The following is a 16,416-nucleotide window of genomic DNA, read 5'->3' as shown; positions in this document are numbered from 1 at the left end:
TGGAGGACGGTTCGGTTCCAATCCGCCGGAAAGACTCTTACCTCATGTGAGCGTCAAACCAGTTCAACGCACGAACCCATGCTTCGTCACTCGAAACGTTGAAACGGACCAGATCTGACGCGGTTTCGGAGCTGATCACAGCATCGCGAAGCTTGCTCACTTCTTCCGAGTCCTCGTCGCGGTAGATGCCGAGCCACGGGCAGGTGAGGTCGCCGGCCACGTCCACCAGGGCGGGAAGGCCCTCCGACAGCGGCTCGAGGATGCCCGGCGCCTGCACGGTGACGGCCGCGCCGATCGTGCGGCTCGCGGCGACGACCATCGCGATCGTGCCGCCGATGTCGAACCCGACGACGCCCATCCGGTCAGCGCTCACGCCCTGCTGGCCCAGCCAGACGAACGCGACGTCGGTGTCCGCGAGCAACCGGTCGCCGTTGAGCTTGCTGACCTGGTCCCGGATGTCGTCGCCGTGCACGCGGTCGGCGTCGTAGAGGTGCGGCGCGATCGCGAGCCATCCCTCGTCCGCCAGGCTGCTGACGAGCGTGCGCACACCGGCGGTGATACCGCGGGCCTCGTGCAGCACCACGAGTCCGCCCCGGACGGCGGAGTCGGGTTCGGCGATCGTCACCCTCAGCTCACGGCCGTCGGTGAGGGAAAGCGTCTCGACGCGGGTACTGGTCATGATTCCCACCCTTCCACGACGGGGTGAACTCCAGTCAACGTGACCAATCGGACGGAGCAATGCGAGGATCGCGGGTATGAGCGTGCGAACCCGTGCCGACCTGGCGTCCCTGCCGTCCTACGTGCCCGGCAGGTCCATCCCCGGCGCCATCAAGCTCGCGAGCAACGAGGTGTCCGCCGGACCGCTCCCGAGCGTCGTCAAGGCGATCGCCGACGCGGCCACCGGCATCAACAGGTACCCCGATTCGGGCAGCGTCGAACTCACCGACCGGCTCTCGGACCGGCTCGGCGTCCCCGCCGACCACATCGCCATCGGCTGCGGCTCGGTGACCCTGTGCCAGCAGCTCGTCCAGGCCACCTGCACCGAGAACGACGAGGTGCTGTTCGCGTGGAGGTCGTTCGAGGCGTACCCGATCGTCACGCACGTGGCGGGCGCGAAGCAGATCCGCGTGCCGCTGAACTCGGAGCACACGCACGACCTGGACGCGATGCTGGCGGCGATCACGCCGAACACGCGGATGGTCTTCGTCTGCAACCCGAACAACCCGACGGGCACCGCGCTGCGCACCGAGGAGATCGAGGCGTTCATCGCGAAGGTCCCGCGGGACGTGCTCGTGATCCTCGACGAGGCCTACAAGGAGTTCGTCGACGACGCGCACGTGCCGGACGGCGTCGAGCTCGCGAAGCAGCAGTGGGCCGCGGGCCACGACAACGTCGCCGTGCTGCGGACGTTCTCCAAGGCGTACGGCCTCGCGGGCCTGCGGGTCGGCTACGCGGTCGCGCCGCCGGTCGTCGCGGACGTGCTGCGCAAGGTCTACGTGCCGTTCTCGGTGAACGCGCTGGCCCAGGTGGCCGCGATGGCGTCGCTCGACGCCGAGGACGAGCTGATGGTCCGCTGCCGTGCGATCGTCGCGGAACGCACGCGCGTGCGTGGCGAACTGCTGGCCATGGGCTACGACGTGCCGGAGACGCAGGCGAACTTCGTGTGGCTGCCGCTGCGCGAACGCACCGCCGAGTTCAACGCGCACTGCCTGGAGCACAAGGTCGTCGTGCGGGCGTTCGTCGAGGAGGGCGCGCGCGTGACCATCGGCGAGCCGGACGAGAACGACGCCTTCCTGGCCGCCGCCCGCGCGTTCCTCAAGTAGTGGCTACTTGGTGAGCAGCTGAACGATCGCCGCGACTCCCACCACCACGATGACGCCGCGCAACACGGCGGGTGGGAGTTTGCGGCCGATCTTCGCGCCGATCTGGCCACCGACCACGGACCCGACGGCCAGCAGCAGCACGACCAGCCACGCGACGTCGGCGATGAAGATGAACATGACGCCGGCGACGAGGTTCACGAACGCCGTCAGCACGTTCTTCAGCGCGTTCATCCGCTGCAGGTGCTCGCTGACGAGCACGCCCATGATGCCCATGACCAGCACGCCCTGGGCCGCGCCGAAGTAGCCGCCGTAGATGCCCGCGGCGAAGACGCCGAACCACAGCAGCAGACCGCCATCGTTGTCGTTGCGGCGGTCGGCGAGCTTGCGGTTGAGCCACGGCTGGATCACCACGAGCACCAGCGCGATCACGATCAGCACCGGCACGATCGCGGTGAACGCCTTGTCCGGCAGCGTGACCAGCAGGATCGCGCCGATGACGCCACCGAGGATCGACGCGGGCAGCAGCCGCTTGATCCGGTCGCCCTGGCCCTTGAGCTCCTCGCGGTAGCCCCACGCGCCGGAGAGCGAGCCCGGCACCAGGCCGAGGCTGTTCGACACGTTCGCGACCACGGGCGGGTAACCGACGGCGAGCAGCACGGGGAACGTCACCAGGGTGCCGCTGCCGACCACGGTGTTGATGCCGCCCGCGAACATCCCCGCGACGACCACGAGGACTGCTTCCCAGAACGACATGTCACCCCCAGATACCCGATGGTTCGCGACGCTAACACTTGACTCGCGACCACGAACTGTGGCGCTCATGACAACAGGCCCGGTACTCAGCGTGAGCACCGGGCCTGCGTTTCTCGTGGTTCAGGAGCGGCGGCGGGCCGCTACTCGGGCGCCGAAGCCGAACGCGACGAGCAGCAGGGCGACCACACCCAGGCCGAGCACGCTGGCACCGGTCCTGGCGAGCGCCTTGCTCCCGCCCTGCACCGCGCTGTCGTCGGCGGGCTGCTCACCCGGCCGGTTCGGCTGGTCCGGCGGAGGTCCGGGCACGACCCACAACGCGTACCTGTCCTCACGCCCACCGGCCACCCACACGTGGCCGTCGTCGCCCTTGAACTGCCACGGGCCGTCGATCTTCGCCCAGTACTCGCCGGACCTCACCTGCGAGAACAGCACGGTGCCCGCGGCGTCCGAGGTGGCCTCGGTGACGATGCCGCCGAACTCCCGTTCGGTCATCAGCACGACTCGGGCGTTCGGGATCGCCTCACCGGGGTCGAGCCACGCGTTGCCGTTCACGTCGTGCCCGAGCGTCACCCTGAGGTCGCCGGTCTCGCCGGAGATCGCCGCCCAGTCGTAGGCCGTCGAGCCGTCCTCGTTCCACTCGACGAACGACGAGAACCTGCAGTTCAGGGTGACGCGGCTGAGGAGGCGCGCGCTCTCGGGCACCTTCTCGGTGAGGGTGAACGTCCTGGTCTCGTTCGGTGCGAGGTCGATCCCCTTGTCGCGGAGGTCGCCCCAGCCCTCGGTCATGGGCCTGCCACCGAACTCGTCCGGCTTGCCCGCCGGGTTGCAGTAGGCCTGGATGCCCTTCAACGGGTTACTGGTCCGGTTGGTGAGCGTGATGGTGATCTTGGCGTCCTCGCCGACCGCGTAGGACGACTTGTCGAGCACCGCCGTCGCCCCGAGCTTCTCGTTGTACGGGCGCTCGGCGCGGGCGACGAGCTGCAGCTGCTCCTCCGGGCTCACGGTGTGCTGGATGCTCAAGGTCTCCCAGCGCACGATCCAGCCGTCCGCCAACGTGTAGCTGAACACGTACTGGCCGGACGGGATGTCGCGGAACGTGAACCGGCCCTGGGCGTCCGTCGTGGTCTTGAAGTAGCCGTAGGGCGCACCGCCGTTGGCCTCGACCACGGCGTCCGGGGCCTCCTCGCCGGGATCCCGCTGCCCGTTGGCGTTGCGGTCGACGTAGACGACGCCGGTGACGTCACCGTCGGTCGGCACGACCTCGGCCCTCTCCGAGCTGACCCTCCAGCTCTCCTGCAGGCCGAAGTAGTCGATCCACGCCGCGGCGCCCACCGTGTTGTCGCGGGGAGCGTGGATCGTGGCCGTGGCGCTGAACGTGCGCGACTCCCCCGCCGGGATCCGCGTCCCGACCACCATCAGCTCCTGCCAGGTGTCGGGGTCGACCCCTATCTCCTGGAAGTCGGGGTTCACCGTGAACAGCTCCGCGGTCTTGCCGCCGGTGTTCGTGACCGTCAGGTCGACTCGCACCGTCTCGTGCGACCCGTAGCTCGGCTTGTCGAACTTCAACGTGGCGCTCAACGCCGCCGGAGCCGCGCGTTTGAGGAACCTGACGGCGCCGCTCGGGGAGGGCACGACCATCCGCTGCTGGCTGTCGTCGGTGAAGTCCCACGACCCGACCAGCAACGCCTGGTACTCGCCCTCGCTCAGGCCGCTGAAGTCGATCCTGCCGTCGGCGCCGCTCGTGCGCTCGGTGATCCGCGTCCCGTCCTTCGGGTTCACCAGGACGACCTGCGCACCGCTGACCAGCTCGGATTCGTCGATGCGCTGATCGGCGTTCCGGTCCTCGCCGAGGATCATGCTGTGGTCGAGGCCGCCGGTCAGCTTCATCTCGATGCGCGATTTCGGGCCGTCGTTGTTCGAGTAGACGTGCGGGGAGAACATCACTTCGTACACGAATCGCCCATCCGGCAGGGCGTCCGCCGGCATGGGCTGCTCGATCACGTACGTCGCCCGCTGACCGGGGTCGAGCGCGATGCCCTGGTTGCCGCCCAAGCCCCACCACGCGCCGGCGATGGCGTCCTCGCTGCCCGAACCCAGGCGCACCGCCTGGGCACGGATTCCTTCCATTCGACGGGCGCTGATGTTCTCCAGGGTCGCGGTGATCTTCGCCGTCGACGGGTAGGTGTAGCTGTCGCGGTCGGCCGACGTGGTGATCGTCAGCTGTTCGGAGTACGGGCGCTCGCCGCGGGCGGTCAGCTGCGCGGTCTGGCCGGCGACGACCTCGAACTCGTAGTTCCGGTGCTCGTAGTCCTCGCTCTGGCTCCTGTGCACGACCCAGCCGTCCGGCAGTTCGTACGCCACCTCGTAGGTCTCGGGCCGGAGGCCGGTGAAGGCGAAGGCACCCTCGTCGTCGGTCGTGGTCTCGTGCTCGGCGCCCATCCACTCGGTGACGGTCACCTTGGCGCCCTTGGCGATCTCGCCGGGGTCCAGCGCGCCGTTGTCGTTCCTGTCGAGGTAGACCACACCGGAGACGCCGCCCGTCGGGGCGTCCTGCGCGAGGGCGGGTGTCGTGCCGAGAGCGAGCATCAGGACGGCTGTCAGTGCACCGGTCTTGACCACGCGCGGACCGTACCGCAAGCCTGTGACCTGGCAAAAGCCCTTTGTTCAGCGTCAAAAACCCGGTCCGAACTTTCCTGCGGACGAAGGCAACCGGCGGGGCTCTTCGAGCGTGAGCATCGCGGGGGTTCGTCTGCTCTCGGGGTGGCATGCTGGTCTTCGTGACGCCGGAGGACCTCGCGCACCTGCGCCGGGCACGCGACCTGATGGACCGCGAGTACGCGCGGCCGTTGGACGTGCCCGCGATGGCCCGTGCCGCGCTGATGTCGCCGTCGCACTTCTCCCGGCAGTTCCGCGCGGCCTACGGCGAGACCCCGCACGGCTACCTGATGACGCGGCGGATCGAGCGCGCGAAGGCGTTGCTGCGGCTGGGGAAGCTGTCGGTGACCGAGGTGTGCGTCGAGGTCGGGTGCACGTCGCTCGGGTCGTTCTCGGCGCGGTTCACCGAACTGGTCGGGGAGACGCCGTCGGCCTACCGTGCGCGCTCGCACGACGCGCTGGCCGCGGTACCCGGCTGCCGGCTGATGGGGCTGACGCGGCCGAGCAGATTTCGAGAAGCGACTCCTTCGCCGCGTACCTAGGGTTTTGCGGCATGAAGCTCTCGCACACGTTCCTCTTCGTCCACGACCAGGACGCCGCGCTGAAGTTCTACCGCGACGTCGTCGGGCTCGAGGTGCGCACCGACGCCACCATCGAGAACGGCTACCGCTGGCTCACCGTCGGTCCTGCCGAGCAGCCGGAGGTCGAGATCGGACTGGCCCTGATCGGCCCGCCCGTCCCGCCGACCGACCACGAGGCGCTGCACGCGTTGCTGGCCAAGGGATCGCTGCAGGGGATCATCTTCGCGCACGACGACGTGGACGCGAAGTTCGAGCAGGTCCGGGCGGCCGGCGCCGAGGTGATGCAGGAGCCGATCGACCAGTACTACGGCGTGCGCGACTGCGCGTTCCGCGACCCGTCCGGCAACATGATCCGCTTCTCGTCGACGCACCGAAATCCGTTTCCCGGATAGGTCGCCGCTGTGCTTCAGTAGTTCCCTCAGGCGGTTACACAGACAAGGTCGATGCCATGGCAGCCCCCGGACACACCGGGTGCTTCAGCCGTACCCGGTGACTCTCGCGCACTGATTCTCGCGATCACCAGGAGCATCACCTTGAGTTGGTACACCTCGTTCTTCACCGATCTCGCCAACAGGTTCTGGCGTGGCGCCGTCCAGCCGGAGCAGACCTCGGCCGAGATCGACTTCATCACCCGGTTCAGCGCCGGTCCGCGCGTGCTGGACGTTCCGTGCGGCAGCGGCAGGCACAGCATCGAGCTGTCCCGCCGTGGCTACACGACCGTCGGCATCGACATCTCTTCTGAAGCCATCGCGCACGCCCGTGCGTCGGCTCCGGACCTCGACTGGCGGGAGGGCGACCTCGCGTCGCTGGGCTCGTTCGGCGTGACCGCCGATCTGGCCCTCTGTCTGGGCAACAGCTTCGGGTACCTCGACCACGAGGGCTCGCAGCGGTTCCTGGGCGACCTCGCCGCCGCCGCGCCCGTGCTGGTGATCGACTACGGCTGCACGGCCGAGTCGTTGCTACCGAACCTGCCGGGTGAGCTGCGGATGTCGTTCGGTGGCGTCGACTGCGTCGCCGTGAACACCTACGACATCGCCACCGGGCGGCTGCTGATCGACTTCACGTTCACCGACGGGGAGCGGGTCCAGGAGTCGGCCTGCGTGCAGCACGTCTACTCGGTCGCCGAGCTGACCCGGATGCTCGTGTCTGCCGGGTTCTCGTCGGTCGAGCTGTTCGGTGACGTCGACGGCCGGGCGTTCCGGCTGGGCGACCACCGGTTGCTCGCCGTGGCACGTCGGTGAGAAACGAGCGGCCCGTCCCTTCCCAGGGCGGGCCGCTCGTTCCGTCAGCCGAGGTTGTTCGTGTCGAACGTGTTGCAGCGGGCCGGGTCGCCGGTCTGCAGGCCGAGCGTGAACCACTTCTGCCGTTGCTCCGAGCTGCCGTGGCTGAACTTGGTCGTGTCGACCCTGCCGCCGCCGAGCTCGCGCTGGATGAAGTCGTCACCGATGCGGGCCGCCGCGTCGAGGGCCGCGTTCACGTCCTCCTGGGTGATGTTCGTGATCAGCGGCTGGCCGTTGGCGGACGGGACGGTCGTCGCCGCCTTGCCCCAGGCACCCGCGTAGCAGTCGGCCTGCAGCTCCAGGCGCACGCCGTCCGAGGTCGGGCCGGTGCCGGGGCGGACGCGGTCCGAGGTGCCCAGCAGGTTCTGCACGTGGTGGCCGTACTCGTGGGCGAGCACGTAGGCCTCGACGAACGGGCCGCCGGTCGCGCCGAACTTGGTGCGCAGCTCGTTGAAGAAGTCCAGGTCGATGTAGACCTGGGAGTCGGCCGGGCAGTAGAACGGGCCGACCGCCGAGGTCGCGTTGCCGCAGCGGGTGTTCACGCTGTTGCGGAAGAAGTTGGTCTTGGTGACCTGGTAGGTGTTGCCCGAGCGGGCGAACTGGTCGGTCCAGAAGCCCTGGATCGAGTTGATCGTGGCCACCACCCGGCAGTCGCTGTCGCGGTTCGCGTCGGCGCCGGTCTTGCACTTCTCCGCCAGCTGACCGGACTCGACCTGGGTGTTGCTGCCCATGCCCTCCAGGCCGCTCGCGGGCAGCTGGATCCCGGTGAACTGCTGGAACAGGAAGTAGATGATGAGGCCGACCACGCCGAGGCCGCCACCGACACCGGCGACCCGCCCGCCGACACCGCGCTGGTCCGAAACCTGCGAAAGGTCGAGTTCCGCGCCTTCGTTGAACTGCACCGCGTGCCTCCATGCCAAGGACCCGTAGGCGGCACACGATAAAGCACAAAAGACGCCCAGGTGCGGGACCCGACGTCGGGGCACCGCACCTGGGCTTTCCCATTTGGAAGTGACGACTACGGCCCACGAAGGTTGGCGTGGCGCTCAGCCGGTGACGCCTTGAGACGACACCGATGCCGAGCTCAACAGCGTCGGAGTGCGCCGAGCGAACGCCTGACGGCGCCTGGGCACCCGAAACCTCGTGTCCGTCGCTACACAGTCGCGACCGGACCGGTCACGTCCGATCCACTCGCGGGGATGCGACAGACCGCGTTTCGCCACAGCGAGGAGATACCTGCACAGCACCACCTACCCCTTCTGGGCGTGGCCTCCGGGCGGTCTTGTTCATTCACCTGCCGGTTGCCAGCTCGTTATCGACTATGCGCTTGATCGCCACATTTCACAACACCTCACCGCAAACCTGAATTGGTGAAGTCAGACGGGTGACCTGCGGAGATCGACACTGCAGACAGCAATCGCCCGGCGAGAGAAAATCTCGCCGGGCGATTGTGAGAAAAGATCGGATATTTGTTGATCAGGCCTTCGTGATGCGGCGCGCACCCCTGCGGGCCATCACGCCGGCGGCCATCAGGCCGAGGCCGACCAGCAGGAACTCGAGCGGGTCCGCACCCGTCCTCGACAGGTTCGGGATGACCGGGGCGGCGTGCTCGGAGGCCTTGTTGCCGGTCTGCGGGAGGCCCGCGCCCGAGTCGTCGCCGGTGGTGCCGCTGCCGGAGTTGTCGTGGTTGTTGCCGCCGCCGGGGTTGCCGTTGCCGGGGTTCTCGTTGCCCGGGTTGCCGCCGGGGTTCTCGCCACCGGGGTTCTGGCCCGGGTTCTCGCCGGGGTTCTCACCCGGCTGCTCGGGGTTCTCACCCGGCTGCTCGGGGGTCTCGGAGGCCTTGCCGCAGTCGCCGCTCGCGGTGCCCAGCACGCCCGCGGCGGTGCCGCAGACCGTCACCGGGGCCTCGATGGTGCCGTTGGCCTGCTCGGGCTTGGTCTCGCCGCAGCTGCCCGTGCCGCCGCCGGCGACGCCGACCGAGTTGCCGCAGACCGTGACGGGCGCGGAGACCAGTGCCTTGTCGGCCTGGAGGCGTTCGGCGGGCTCGGTGTCGCAGGTGGCGTCGCTGTGGCCGAGGACGTTGATCGCGTTGCCGCAGACCTTGACCGGGACGCTGACGAGGTTGCCGACGCGGACCTCGTCGTCGATGTTCAGCGGCACCGGGACGGCCTGGGCCCAGCCGGCGGTCGCGACCATCAGGCCACCGGTGAGCAGGGCGGCGGACATGGTGCGGTTGAGGTTCTTGCGCATGACTTGGTTCTCCCTGGTTCGTGGCTGATCCCTTCTGGTTTCCAGGGGGAGATCAGTCAGGGGAGAACGTCGGCTCCTCCGCGCGCACGGTGTGCGGCACGTCGTGGTGTTCGGTGTTCGTGAGTTGCACTGTGGTGGTGGGCGGGCGCGTTGTGCACGGCAGCGTGCCCACCGGGGTCTGGGTGCTGGTGCTCGTGCCCGCGCCGCTCTGCGGGAGCGTGCCGGGGACCGGCTGCTCCGCCTGCTGGGGCTGCGGGACGGGCGCGGGGTGTTCGGGTGCCGCCTCTGGTGGCGCCGGCGCTTCCTGGCGTTGCTGGGGCACCTCGGCTCGCACGGGTGCTGTGAGACGTTCGGGCGCGGCCTGGGGCGGTGCCGGGGCCTCGGGAGTCGTCTCGACGCGCGGTGCCGGCTTCGGCGGGACGGGCGGTTCCGGTTGCTCCGGCGCGGTCTCGACCTTCAGCGCGATCTCGACGACGGGGAGCTCGACCGCGATCTTGAGCTGGTCGATCTCGATCTTCACGTCGGCGTGCGCCTCGCCTGCTCCGCCCAGCAGCCAGGCGCCGGTCAGCAGACCGGCGAGCAGCAGGAGCCGACGCAACCAGGACATCGGCCCTCACCCTAGATCAAATGGAGCAGTCCCGGGCGTCAAAAAGGCCGTCCCGGCGACTTCGCGTCGCCGGGACGGCCCTTCTGGTGCGGTCTGCGGTTACGGCAGAACCGTGATGCGGTCGAGCGCCGGGGCGCCCTGGCCGGGGTGGGCCGTCAGGTACGCGGAGAACGCGTCCAGGTCGATGCCACCGCCGGTGATGTTGGTGCCCTTGGTGAACTCGCTGAAGCCGTCACCACCGCCCTGCAGGAAGCTGTTGATCGTGACGCGGTAGCTGGCGTTCGGGTCGAGCGGCACGCCGTTGAGCGTGACGTTCGAGACCTTCGAGCCGAATGCCGCGGACTGCGACCAGCTGTACTTCAGGCCGGCCGACGGCTGGAGGACGAACGTCCTGGCCGCGCTGAACTGCTGCTCCAGCACGGTCTTGATGTTCGCACCGGTCAGCGTGACCGTCTGCAGGATGTTGCCGAACGGCTGGACGGTGAACGCCTCGCCGTACGTCGCCACGCCGTTGCCCTCGTTCTCCGTCGAGCTGGGGAACGTGAGGTCGGCACGCACACCGCCGGGGTTCATCAGCGCGAGCACCGCGCCGTTGCCCGTGGTTCCGGCGAGCTGCGAGTCGGCGATCAGGTTGCCCAGCGCCGACTCACCCGCGGGGTTCTGCGCGCGGAGGATGTCGGAGCTGATCGTGCCGACCGGCCGGTTGGCGATCGGGCGGACCTTGACCTTGGCCGTGTCGACCAGCGCCTGGACCTCGGGGTCCGGCGTGACGGTGCGGGTGACGATCTTGTTGTCGGCCTTGGTCTCGCCGCGGATGACGTCGCGCGTCCGGCGGTCGATCTTGAGGTCGACGACGCTCAGCTCACGACCGAACGCCAGGCCCTCGATGAACGGCCGCGGGTTGCCCGCCGGGTCCTTGACCACGCAGTTGTAGTGCTGGTGGCTGTGGCCGGAGAAGACCGCGTCGATCTTGGGGCTGACCTGCGTGGCGATGACGCTGCCGGGGTTGTTGGGAGCGACGTTGCACGCGTTGGGGCCGCCACCGGACGAGGTGACCTGGTCGCCCTGGTGCACGAGCAGCACGATCGACTTGATGCCGATGGCGTCGAGGAGGTTGGCGTACTTGTTGGCCGCCTTCACCTCGTCACCGAACTTGATCTCCTTGATGCCGTTCGGGTCGACCAGGATCGGCACGTCCTTGAGCGGCATGCCGATGAAGCCGATCGGGATCCCGTCCCGGATCTCGACCCAGAACGGAGGCAGGGCCGGCAGCCCGTGCTTCGCGTCCGTGACGTTCGCACCGAGGATCGGGAAGTTCGCGCCCTTGTACTTCTCGCTGAACTGGCACCCGTCCACCGGGTGGCAGCCGCCGCGCTGCATGCGCAGCAGCTCCTTGTAGCCCTCGTCGAACTCGTGGTTGCCCGCCGCGGTCGCGTCCATGCCGACCTTGTTGAGCACCTCGATCGTCGGCTCGTCGTGGAACAGCGCGGACACGATCGGTGACGCGCCGATCAGGTCGCCCTGCCCGACGATGACGGAGTTCTTGACCTCCTTCTGGAGGTTCTTGATGTGCGTCGCGTTGAACGCGGCACCACCAGCGTCGACGGTCGTGCCGTCAGGAAGGATGACCCGCCCCGAGGACCCACTGGGCGGCTCGATGTTGCCGTGGAGGTCGTTGATGCCGATCAGGCGCACGTCAACCGTGCCCCGACCGCGCAGTGACTGGACATCGGCCTGGGCAGGCCCGGTAGCGCTGATGACAGTGGCCGCGGCGGCGGTGATCGCCAGAACGGAAAGCCGTCTGAACGAACTCATGGGTAGAGCCTCTCGAAGGCGTGGTTAACGCGCGTGTACGGCGTGGGAGTCTGCCTTTTTGCTGCGACGTTTTCCAGAGGAATGACAGGATCGTCATCCTGCGGTCTAGCCTTGTTCCCGTGACACCAAGTGAGCAGGAGCCGCGCTGGCTCGACGAGGGCGAGATGCGCGCGTGGCGCACCTACGTGAACGGTTCCTCGATGCTCATGGACCGCCTGCACCGCGAACTGCAGGACACCCACGGAGTGTCACTGGCCGACTACGAAATCCTGGTCCGCCTCTCCGAACAGCCGAACAACTGCATGCGCATGACGCAACTGGCAGAAGACGTCGCCTCCTCGAAGTCGCGCGTCTCGCACCAGGTGGCCCGCATGGAGAAGGCCGGCCTCGTCTCGCGCCGCGAGTGCACAGAGGACGGCCGAGGAGTGCTGGCCGAACTGACCGCCGCCGGCCTGGCCCAACTCGTCGCCGCTGCTCCCACGCACCTGCGCGGCGTGCGGGCGCACATCGTGGACCTGATCTCACCGGAGGAGGGCGAGGTGCTGGCCAAGGTGTTCGACCGGGTCATGACACACCTGCGGGACACGAACGGCTAGGCTTTGGGCCTGGCGCTTCGTGGCGCCGTTGGAAGCGTGGCAGAGCGGCCGAATGCACCCGCCTTGAAAGCGGGAGACGGGCAACCGTCCGGGGGTTCAAATCCCTCCGCTTCCGCAGTTTGACCAGCATAAACGGGGGTGGCCCACCGACCGGCGGGCCACCCCCGTTCGCATCCAGTCTCATTCCCAGTCTCATTCGGGTCCGCAGCAGGTCGTTCAAGCTCCCAGCGGCCCTCCCCCAGCGGAACGGCATTGACTCCCATCAGAGCGCAGGAGCGTGTCCGAGGTGACAGTGCGATCAGACACGAGCAGCAACGCACCGAACGGCTCCGCCAACGCAGGTCGACGATAGACAGCGCCATCTATCGACCAGTCGGCACCGAAGCCAGAGTCATTCGGTATTCCTAAGGGTAGTTTTTGCATACTCGCCATCGACGTCGGGAAGCTTCATTGCAGGTCATCCGGCAGGTGAACTTAGTTCGGGACGAAGAGATCTCAGGGTCAATTGCTCGGTAGGCCGTTGAGCTTGTAACGGGCAGGCCATGGCCGACGCTACTTAGGGGAATACTCTAGATGTGTAGAACTTATGTGGAGGCGTGAATGCCTGAAGACGGTCAAAACGGAGACCTGATCTCCGCAAGGAGGTTTGATCGAGTCATCATGCCGCTCGTCCTCGCGGCGGTAGCCGCGATCGCTGCCTTCGGCTCATCGTTCTATGGGGCGAGTCTGGCGAATGAGGGGAGCCGCCGCGTTCAGGAAAAGCAGGTTGATGAGGAACGTAAGAAGGTTGAGCGCGATAAGAGGGCCGACGTATACCTGAAGTTCCTCGACGCAAGTACGACTTACGTCGATAAAATTTCGCCTCTAACGACAAGGTGCGATGCTCCGCCCGTCTGGACGGAAGCTGACCCATATCCTCTAACTGGGTTGTCGTGCATCATGATCCGTCCAGAATTTCACGATGCCCGCAAGCCGCTCCATGAGGCCAGGAACGCGGTCTACGTGTACGGGTCTTCGAATGCAAACAAGCTTGCGGATGCGTTAATGCAGACTCTTCCGGCTTCAGAGATTCCATTCCCGAGGAAGTATGATCCGACCGCTTACAACAGTGAGGATCGGCACCAGGCATATAGGAGTTTTCAAGCCGCGATCTGTCGTGAGGTGCCGCCAAATCCGCGTAACGATTGCTAACCGTGCAGCGCTCAGGCTGGCCTGGTCAGAAAAGTGAGTCCACCTCTAATCATGCATAGCGAGGATCGACCTACATGAGTTCGGGCGAATGGTGGGTGCGCCACAATAGTACCGACTGGCGCTCGCTTGGATTGTTCACGCGTTCGGTTGTGCATCCCTATCGCCGGAGGGCGAGTCCGCACTGCATTGGACTGCACGACCACCTCGTGACCATGTACCGGACCCCGTGGACGTCCTTCGCTGCCAAGTCCTTGACATCACCGCGCGACATCAACGGCGATGTACGGCCGTGAACTGACCTGGTGCGAAGCCAAGGTTCTAGAGGCGTCTGTCCGGAGGAACGAGCACGTCAACGGAGCGAACCACCTGATTTACACCCGAGCGGTTCCGGCGAACTGAGGCAGTGAAGACCCACGACACCGTTGTACTGCACGAGCTGTGGTCATCGACGGCGTATGCCAGCTGACCAGCACCGCAATTCCATGTCTATTGGCATTGGGCGTGGCTTGGTCAGGGCACTTGGAGCCTGGTCCGACCAACATCGCCTTGAGCTCGTAACGCAGTTCGGGATACCGACGACGATGGTCAAAGATGGGTTAGAGCTAGATAGATGCTGTGACCCGGAGTTGGTCCTTCGCTGATCTTCGGGAGAGGCTGAGCCGTGGTCGTTCGGCGTAGTGCGTTGTGGGTTTGGGCTGGGCGTGTTGTCTTCGCGGTGATCGTGGTCGGACTAGTGGTGTACCTGTTCAGCGTTGGTCTGGATGAAGCCGACAAAGTAGGTAGCAGCATCGGTGGTGTCATCGCGTTCGTTGCGCTAGGAGCGCCCTACCTGCTGCCGCAACCGCGAAAGGAGAGCCTCGTGCCAGACGATCCACAGGTCAGCGACGATGTGGTGGTGGAGAACTCTGGTGACGCGGAGGCCACCGGAGGTGGGGTGGCGAACGCCGGCGTTGAGACTGTCGACGGCGGTACGGGTGCGGTGCGGGTGACCGGATCGGGAAAAGCGGTCGCCAACGGACCCGGCTCGGTAGCGAACACCGGCGTCCGGCGTCTTCCCCGCTCGTGACCAGTCCAGAACCCCAGTCCGCCAAGGTCCAAGGCGCGGTGGAGGTCGAGCGCTCGGGGTCGGCGACCGCCAGCCAGGGTGGCGTGGCCAGCAGCGGCGTGATGGGCGATGTCTTTACTGGAGACCATTACCACTACGCCGCGTCCGCCCAGACTCCAGACTGGCCAGTATTGGTCGGGCACCCACCCCCTTTGGCGTCGGCGTTTCAGCCTCGGCGTGAGCTACGAGACCGTGTGCTGGCCGCGAGCGGCCGGGGTGAGGACGTTGTTCTCACCCAGCGCGACTCCGCCAGAGCAGCAGGAACGCAAGTACTAGCTGGAGGAGGAGGGGTTGGCAAGTCGCAGCTGGCAGCCTGGTTCGCCCGCCACGCCCTCGACAATGGCACGGACCTGGTTGTCTGGGTCAATGCTTCCAGCCCGGAGCAGCTGACCACTGCGTACGGCATGGCAGCTCAGCGGGTGGGTGTATCTGGTGTGGACGGCAGCGACGCCGCTGGTGATGCGTCAGCGTTCTTGCAGTGGCTGCACACCACCGACCGCACGTGGCTGATCGTTCTCGACGACGTAACCGACGCAGCCCACCTGAACGGCAGATGGCCTCCACGACGTCCAGACAGGTGGACGTTGGCTACAACCCGCCTGCGTCAGGCATCGCTGACCGGCTCAGGGCGCCACCGCGTCGACATCGACACCTTCACTGCCGACGAATCCGCCGCTTACCTGCGTGACCGCCTCACCGGCGACGACTGCGCTCACCTGCTCGACGACGCCGTTCCGGCTTTGGCCGCGGCGCTGGGACATCTGCCTTTGGCGCTGTCGCATGCTGCGGCGTACATGCTCGATCAGCACGAGACGTGCGCTGCCTATCTCGCCCGGTACACGGCTGGCAATGAGCAGCTCGACGAGCTGATGCCTGAAGGGGTGGACCCGGATGACTACGGCAGACCTGTGGCCGTCGCACTCCTTCTCGCGCTCGACGCAGCAGACGCCAAGAAGCCGGTAGGGCTGGCCCGCCCGGCTCTTGCACTGGCCGCAGTACTCGACCCCGACGGGCATCCGGACGACCTCTGGACCGTGCAGGCGGTCGCCGACTATCTCACTGCCCACCGCACCAGTGCTGCGGACGTGCCCGTCACGCCGCAACAAGTACGTGCAGTACTGCGCACGTTGCACAACTACGGCTTGGTCGTCCACACGCCGAACGATGGCCATCAGGCGGTTCGAATCCACGCGTTGACGGCACGAGCCGCCCGCGAGACAACGGACTTCACACCGTCTGCCGTTCGCGCCGCCGCTGACGCACTCCTGCAACTCTGGCCAGCCAACGACCACACCGCTACCGATCTACTCACGACCTTGATCGGCAATACCAACACTTTGGCCGCCATCGCAGGCGATCTTCTCTGGCACCCCGACGGGCATGCACTTCTCTACAAGGCAGGCATAAGCCTGATGCGATGTGGCCACCACACGCCCGCCATCAAGCACTGGAGCGAAATCACAGCGCAAGCTCTCCGCATCCTTGGTGAGGACCATCCGGACACTGTCACCGCTCGCGGAAACCTGGCCGGTTCCTACTGGCAGGCAGGGCGCACGAGCGAGGCGATCGAGATCCTGGAGCAGGTCGTCGCCGATCGGCTACGACTGCAGGGCGAGGACCACCCGGACACTCTCACCGCTCGCGGAAACCTGGCCGGTTCCTACTGGCAGGCAGGGCGCACGAGCGAGGCGATCGAGATCGAAGAGCAGGTCGTCGCCGACATCCAGCGGCTGCTGGGCGAGGACCACCCGAACACCCTC

15 protein-coding genes and 1 tRNA gene are annotated in these 16,416 nt (G+C 66.9%); 9 read left to right on the top strand and 7 right to left on the bottom strand.

What is annotated here, in order from left to right; translation table 11 throughout:
- Positions 1–37: 37 nt before the first annotated feature.
- Positions 38–679, bottom strand: coding sequence for a dienelactone hydrolase family protein (locus ACFWNN_RS24940; RefSeq protein WP_382442329.1), 642 nt, complete (start codon positions 677–679; stop codon positions 38–40).
- Between the two features lie 76 nt (positions 680–755).
- On the opposite strand from ACFWNN_RS24940, the gene hisC reads away from it, so the two are divergent.
- Entirely contained in the window at positions 756–1,823 is a 1,068-nt protein-coding gene (hisC, locus tag ACFWNN_RS24935; RefSeq protein ID WP_382442328.1) for a histidinol-phosphate transaminase, read from the top strand.
- 3 nt (positions 1,824–1,826) lie between these two features.
- On the opposite strand, the gene ACFWNN_RS24930 is transcribed toward hisC, so the two are convergent.
- Positions 1,827–2,576, bottom strand: a complete 750-nt coding sequence (locus ACFWNN_RS24930) for a sulfite exporter TauE/SafE family protein (RefSeq protein WP_382442327.1) — start codon at positions 2,574–2,576, stop codon at positions 1,827–1,829.
- Between the two features lie 120 nt (positions 2,577–2,696).
- Complete coding sequence (locus ACFWNN_RS24925; protein ID WP_382442326.1) at positions 2,697–5,195, bottom strand: SdrD B-like domain-containing protein; 2,499 nt, start codon at positions 5,193–5,195, stop codon at positions 2,697–2,699.
- Between the two features lie 146 nt (positions 5,196–5,341).
- Between ACFWNN_RS24925 and ACFWNN_RS24920 the strand changes: the two genes are divergently transcribed.
- From ACFWNN_RS24920 to ACFWNN_RS24910, 3 genes are all read left to right on the top strand, one after another.
- The gene (locus ACFWNN_RS24920; RefSeq protein WP_382442325.1) at positions 5,342–5,773 is read left to right on the top strand and encodes a helix-turn-helix transcriptional regulator; all 432 of its coding nucleotides are present in this window, start codon (positions 5,342–5,344) and stop codon (positions 5,771–5,773) included.
- A gap of 11 nt (positions 5,774–5,784) precedes the next feature.
- Positions 5,785–6,204 (top strand): VOC family protein, encoded by a 420-nt coding sequence (locus ACFWNN_RS24915; RefSeq protein ID WP_382442324.1) that lies wholly within the window; start codon positions 5,785–5,787, stop codon positions 6,202–6,204.
- Positions 6,205–6,345: 141 nt separating this feature from the next.
- Positions 6,346–7,053, top strand: a complete 708-nt coding sequence (locus tag ACFWNN_RS24910) for a methyltransferase domain-containing protein (protein ID WP_382442323.1) — start codon at positions 6,346–6,348, stop codon at positions 7,051–7,053.
- Between the two features lie 44 nt (positions 7,054–7,097).
- On the opposite strand, the gene ACFWNN_RS24905 is transcribed toward ACFWNN_RS24910, so the two are convergent.
- The 4 genes from ACFWNN_RS24905 to ACFWNN_RS24890 form a co-directional block, all read right to left on the bottom strand.
- Positions 7,098–7,994, bottom strand: a complete 897-nt coding sequence (locus tag ACFWNN_RS24905; protein WP_382442322.1) for a neutral zinc metallopeptidase — start codon at positions 7,992–7,994, stop codon at positions 7,098–7,100.
- A 574-nt stretch (positions 7,995–8,568) separates the two neighbouring features.
- Positions 8,569–9,342: a hypothetical protein gene (locus ACFWNN_RS24900; protein ID WP_382442321.1), complete on the bottom strand. Its 774-nt coding sequence runs from the start codon at positions 9,340–9,342 to the stop codon at positions 8,569–8,571.
- A 52-nt stretch (positions 9,343–9,394) separates the two neighbouring features.
- The gene (locus ACFWNN_RS24895) at positions 9,395–9,949 is read right to left on the bottom strand and encodes a hypothetical protein (protein WP_382442320.1); all 555 of its coding nucleotides are present in this window, start codon (positions 9,947–9,949) and stop codon (positions 9,395–9,397) included.
- Between the two features lie 99 nt (positions 9,950–10,048).
- On the bottom strand, positions 10,049–11,764 hold the full coding sequence (locus ACFWNN_RS24890; RefSeq protein WP_382442319.1) for a bifunctional metallophosphatase/5'-nucleotidase: 1,716 nt from the start codon (positions 11,762–11,764) through the stop codon (positions 10,049–10,051).
- 164 nt (positions 11,765–11,928) lie between these two features.
- Here ACFWNN_RS24890 and ACFWNN_RS24885 point away from each other — a divergent pair, with 164 nt between their 5' ends.
- The 5 genes from ACFWNN_RS24885 to ACFWNN_RS24865 form a co-directional block, all read left to right on the top strand.
- Positions 11,929–12,360: a MarR family winged helix-turn-helix transcriptional regulator gene (locus ACFWNN_RS24885; RefSeq protein WP_382442377.1), complete on the top strand. Its 432-nt coding sequence runs from the start codon at positions 11,929–11,931 to the stop codon at positions 12,358–12,360.
- Positions 12,361–12,390: 30 nt separating this feature from the next.
- A tRNA-Ser gene (locus ACFWNN_RS24880) sits at positions 12,391–12,475 on the top strand.
- A gap of 485 nt (positions 12,476–12,960) precedes the next feature.
- Positions 12,961–13,551, top strand: coding sequence for a hypothetical protein (locus ACFWNN_RS24875; RefSeq protein WP_382442318.1), 591 nt, complete (start codon positions 12,961–12,963; stop codon positions 13,549–13,551).
- A gap of 715 nt (positions 13,552–14,266) precedes the next feature.
- Positions 14,267–14,617: a hypothetical protein gene (locus ACFWNN_RS24870; protein WP_382442317.1), complete on the top strand. Its 351-nt coding sequence runs from the start codon at positions 14,267–14,269 to the stop codon at positions 14,615–14,617.
- A gap of 38 nt (positions 14,618–14,655) precedes the next feature.
- The coding region (locus ACFWNN_RS24865) for a tetratricopeptide repeat protein (protein WP_382442316.1) at positions 14,656–16,416 on the top strand (1,761 nt) is incomplete at its 3' end.

Source organism: Lentzea sp. NPDC058450 (assembly GCF_042721395.1).
Taxonomy (GTDB): Bacteria; Actinomycetota; Actinomycetes; order Mycobacteriales; family Pseudonocardiaceae; genus Lentzea.
The sequence above is the reverse complement of the archived record's forward strand: the minus strand, read 5'-3'. Positions and strand labels throughout refer to the sequence as shown.

Bases quoted from the DNA above. Each gene is read 5' to 3' on its own strand.
- ACFWNN_RS24940 (WP_382442329.1), bottom strand. From the start codon at position 679: ATGACCAGTACCCGCGTCGAGACGCTTTCCCTCACCGACGGCCGTGAG.
- hisC (WP_382442328.1), top strand. From the start codon at position 756: ATGAGCGTGCGAACCCGTGCCGACCTGGCGTCCCTGCCGTCCTACGTG.
- ACFWNN_RS24930 (WP_382442327.1), bottom strand. From the start codon at position 2,576: ATGTCGTTCTGGGAAGCAGTCCTCGTGGTCGTCGCGGGGATGTTCGCG.
- ACFWNN_RS24920 (WP_382442325.1), top strand. From the start codon at position 5,342: ATGCTGGTCTTCGTGACGCCGGAGGACCTCGCGCACCTGCGCCGGGCA.
- ACFWNN_RS24915 (WP_382442324.1), top strand. From the start codon at position 5,785: ATGAAGCTCTCGCACACGTTCCTCTTCGTCCACGACCAGGACGCCGCG.
- ACFWNN_RS24900 (WP_382442321.1), bottom strand. From the start codon at position 9,342: ATGCGCAAGAACCTCAACCGCACCATGTCCGCCGCCCTGCTCACCGGT.
- ACFWNN_RS24895 (WP_382442320.1), bottom strand. From the start codon at position 9,949: ATGTCCTGGTTGCGTCGGCTCCTGCTGCTCGCCGGTCTGCTGACCGGC.
- ACFWNN_RS24890 (WP_382442319.1), bottom strand. From the start codon at position 11,764: ATGAGTTCGTTCAGACGGCTTTCCGTTCTGGCGATCACCGCCGCCGCG.
- ACFWNN_RS24885 (WP_382442377.1), top strand. From the start codon at position 11,929: ATGCGCGCGTGGCGCACCTACGTGAACGGTTCCTCGATGCTCATGGAC.
- ACFWNN_RS24875 (WP_382442318.1), top strand. From the start codon at position 12,961: ATGCCTGAAGACGGTCAAAACGGAGACCTGATCTCCGCAAGGAGGTTT.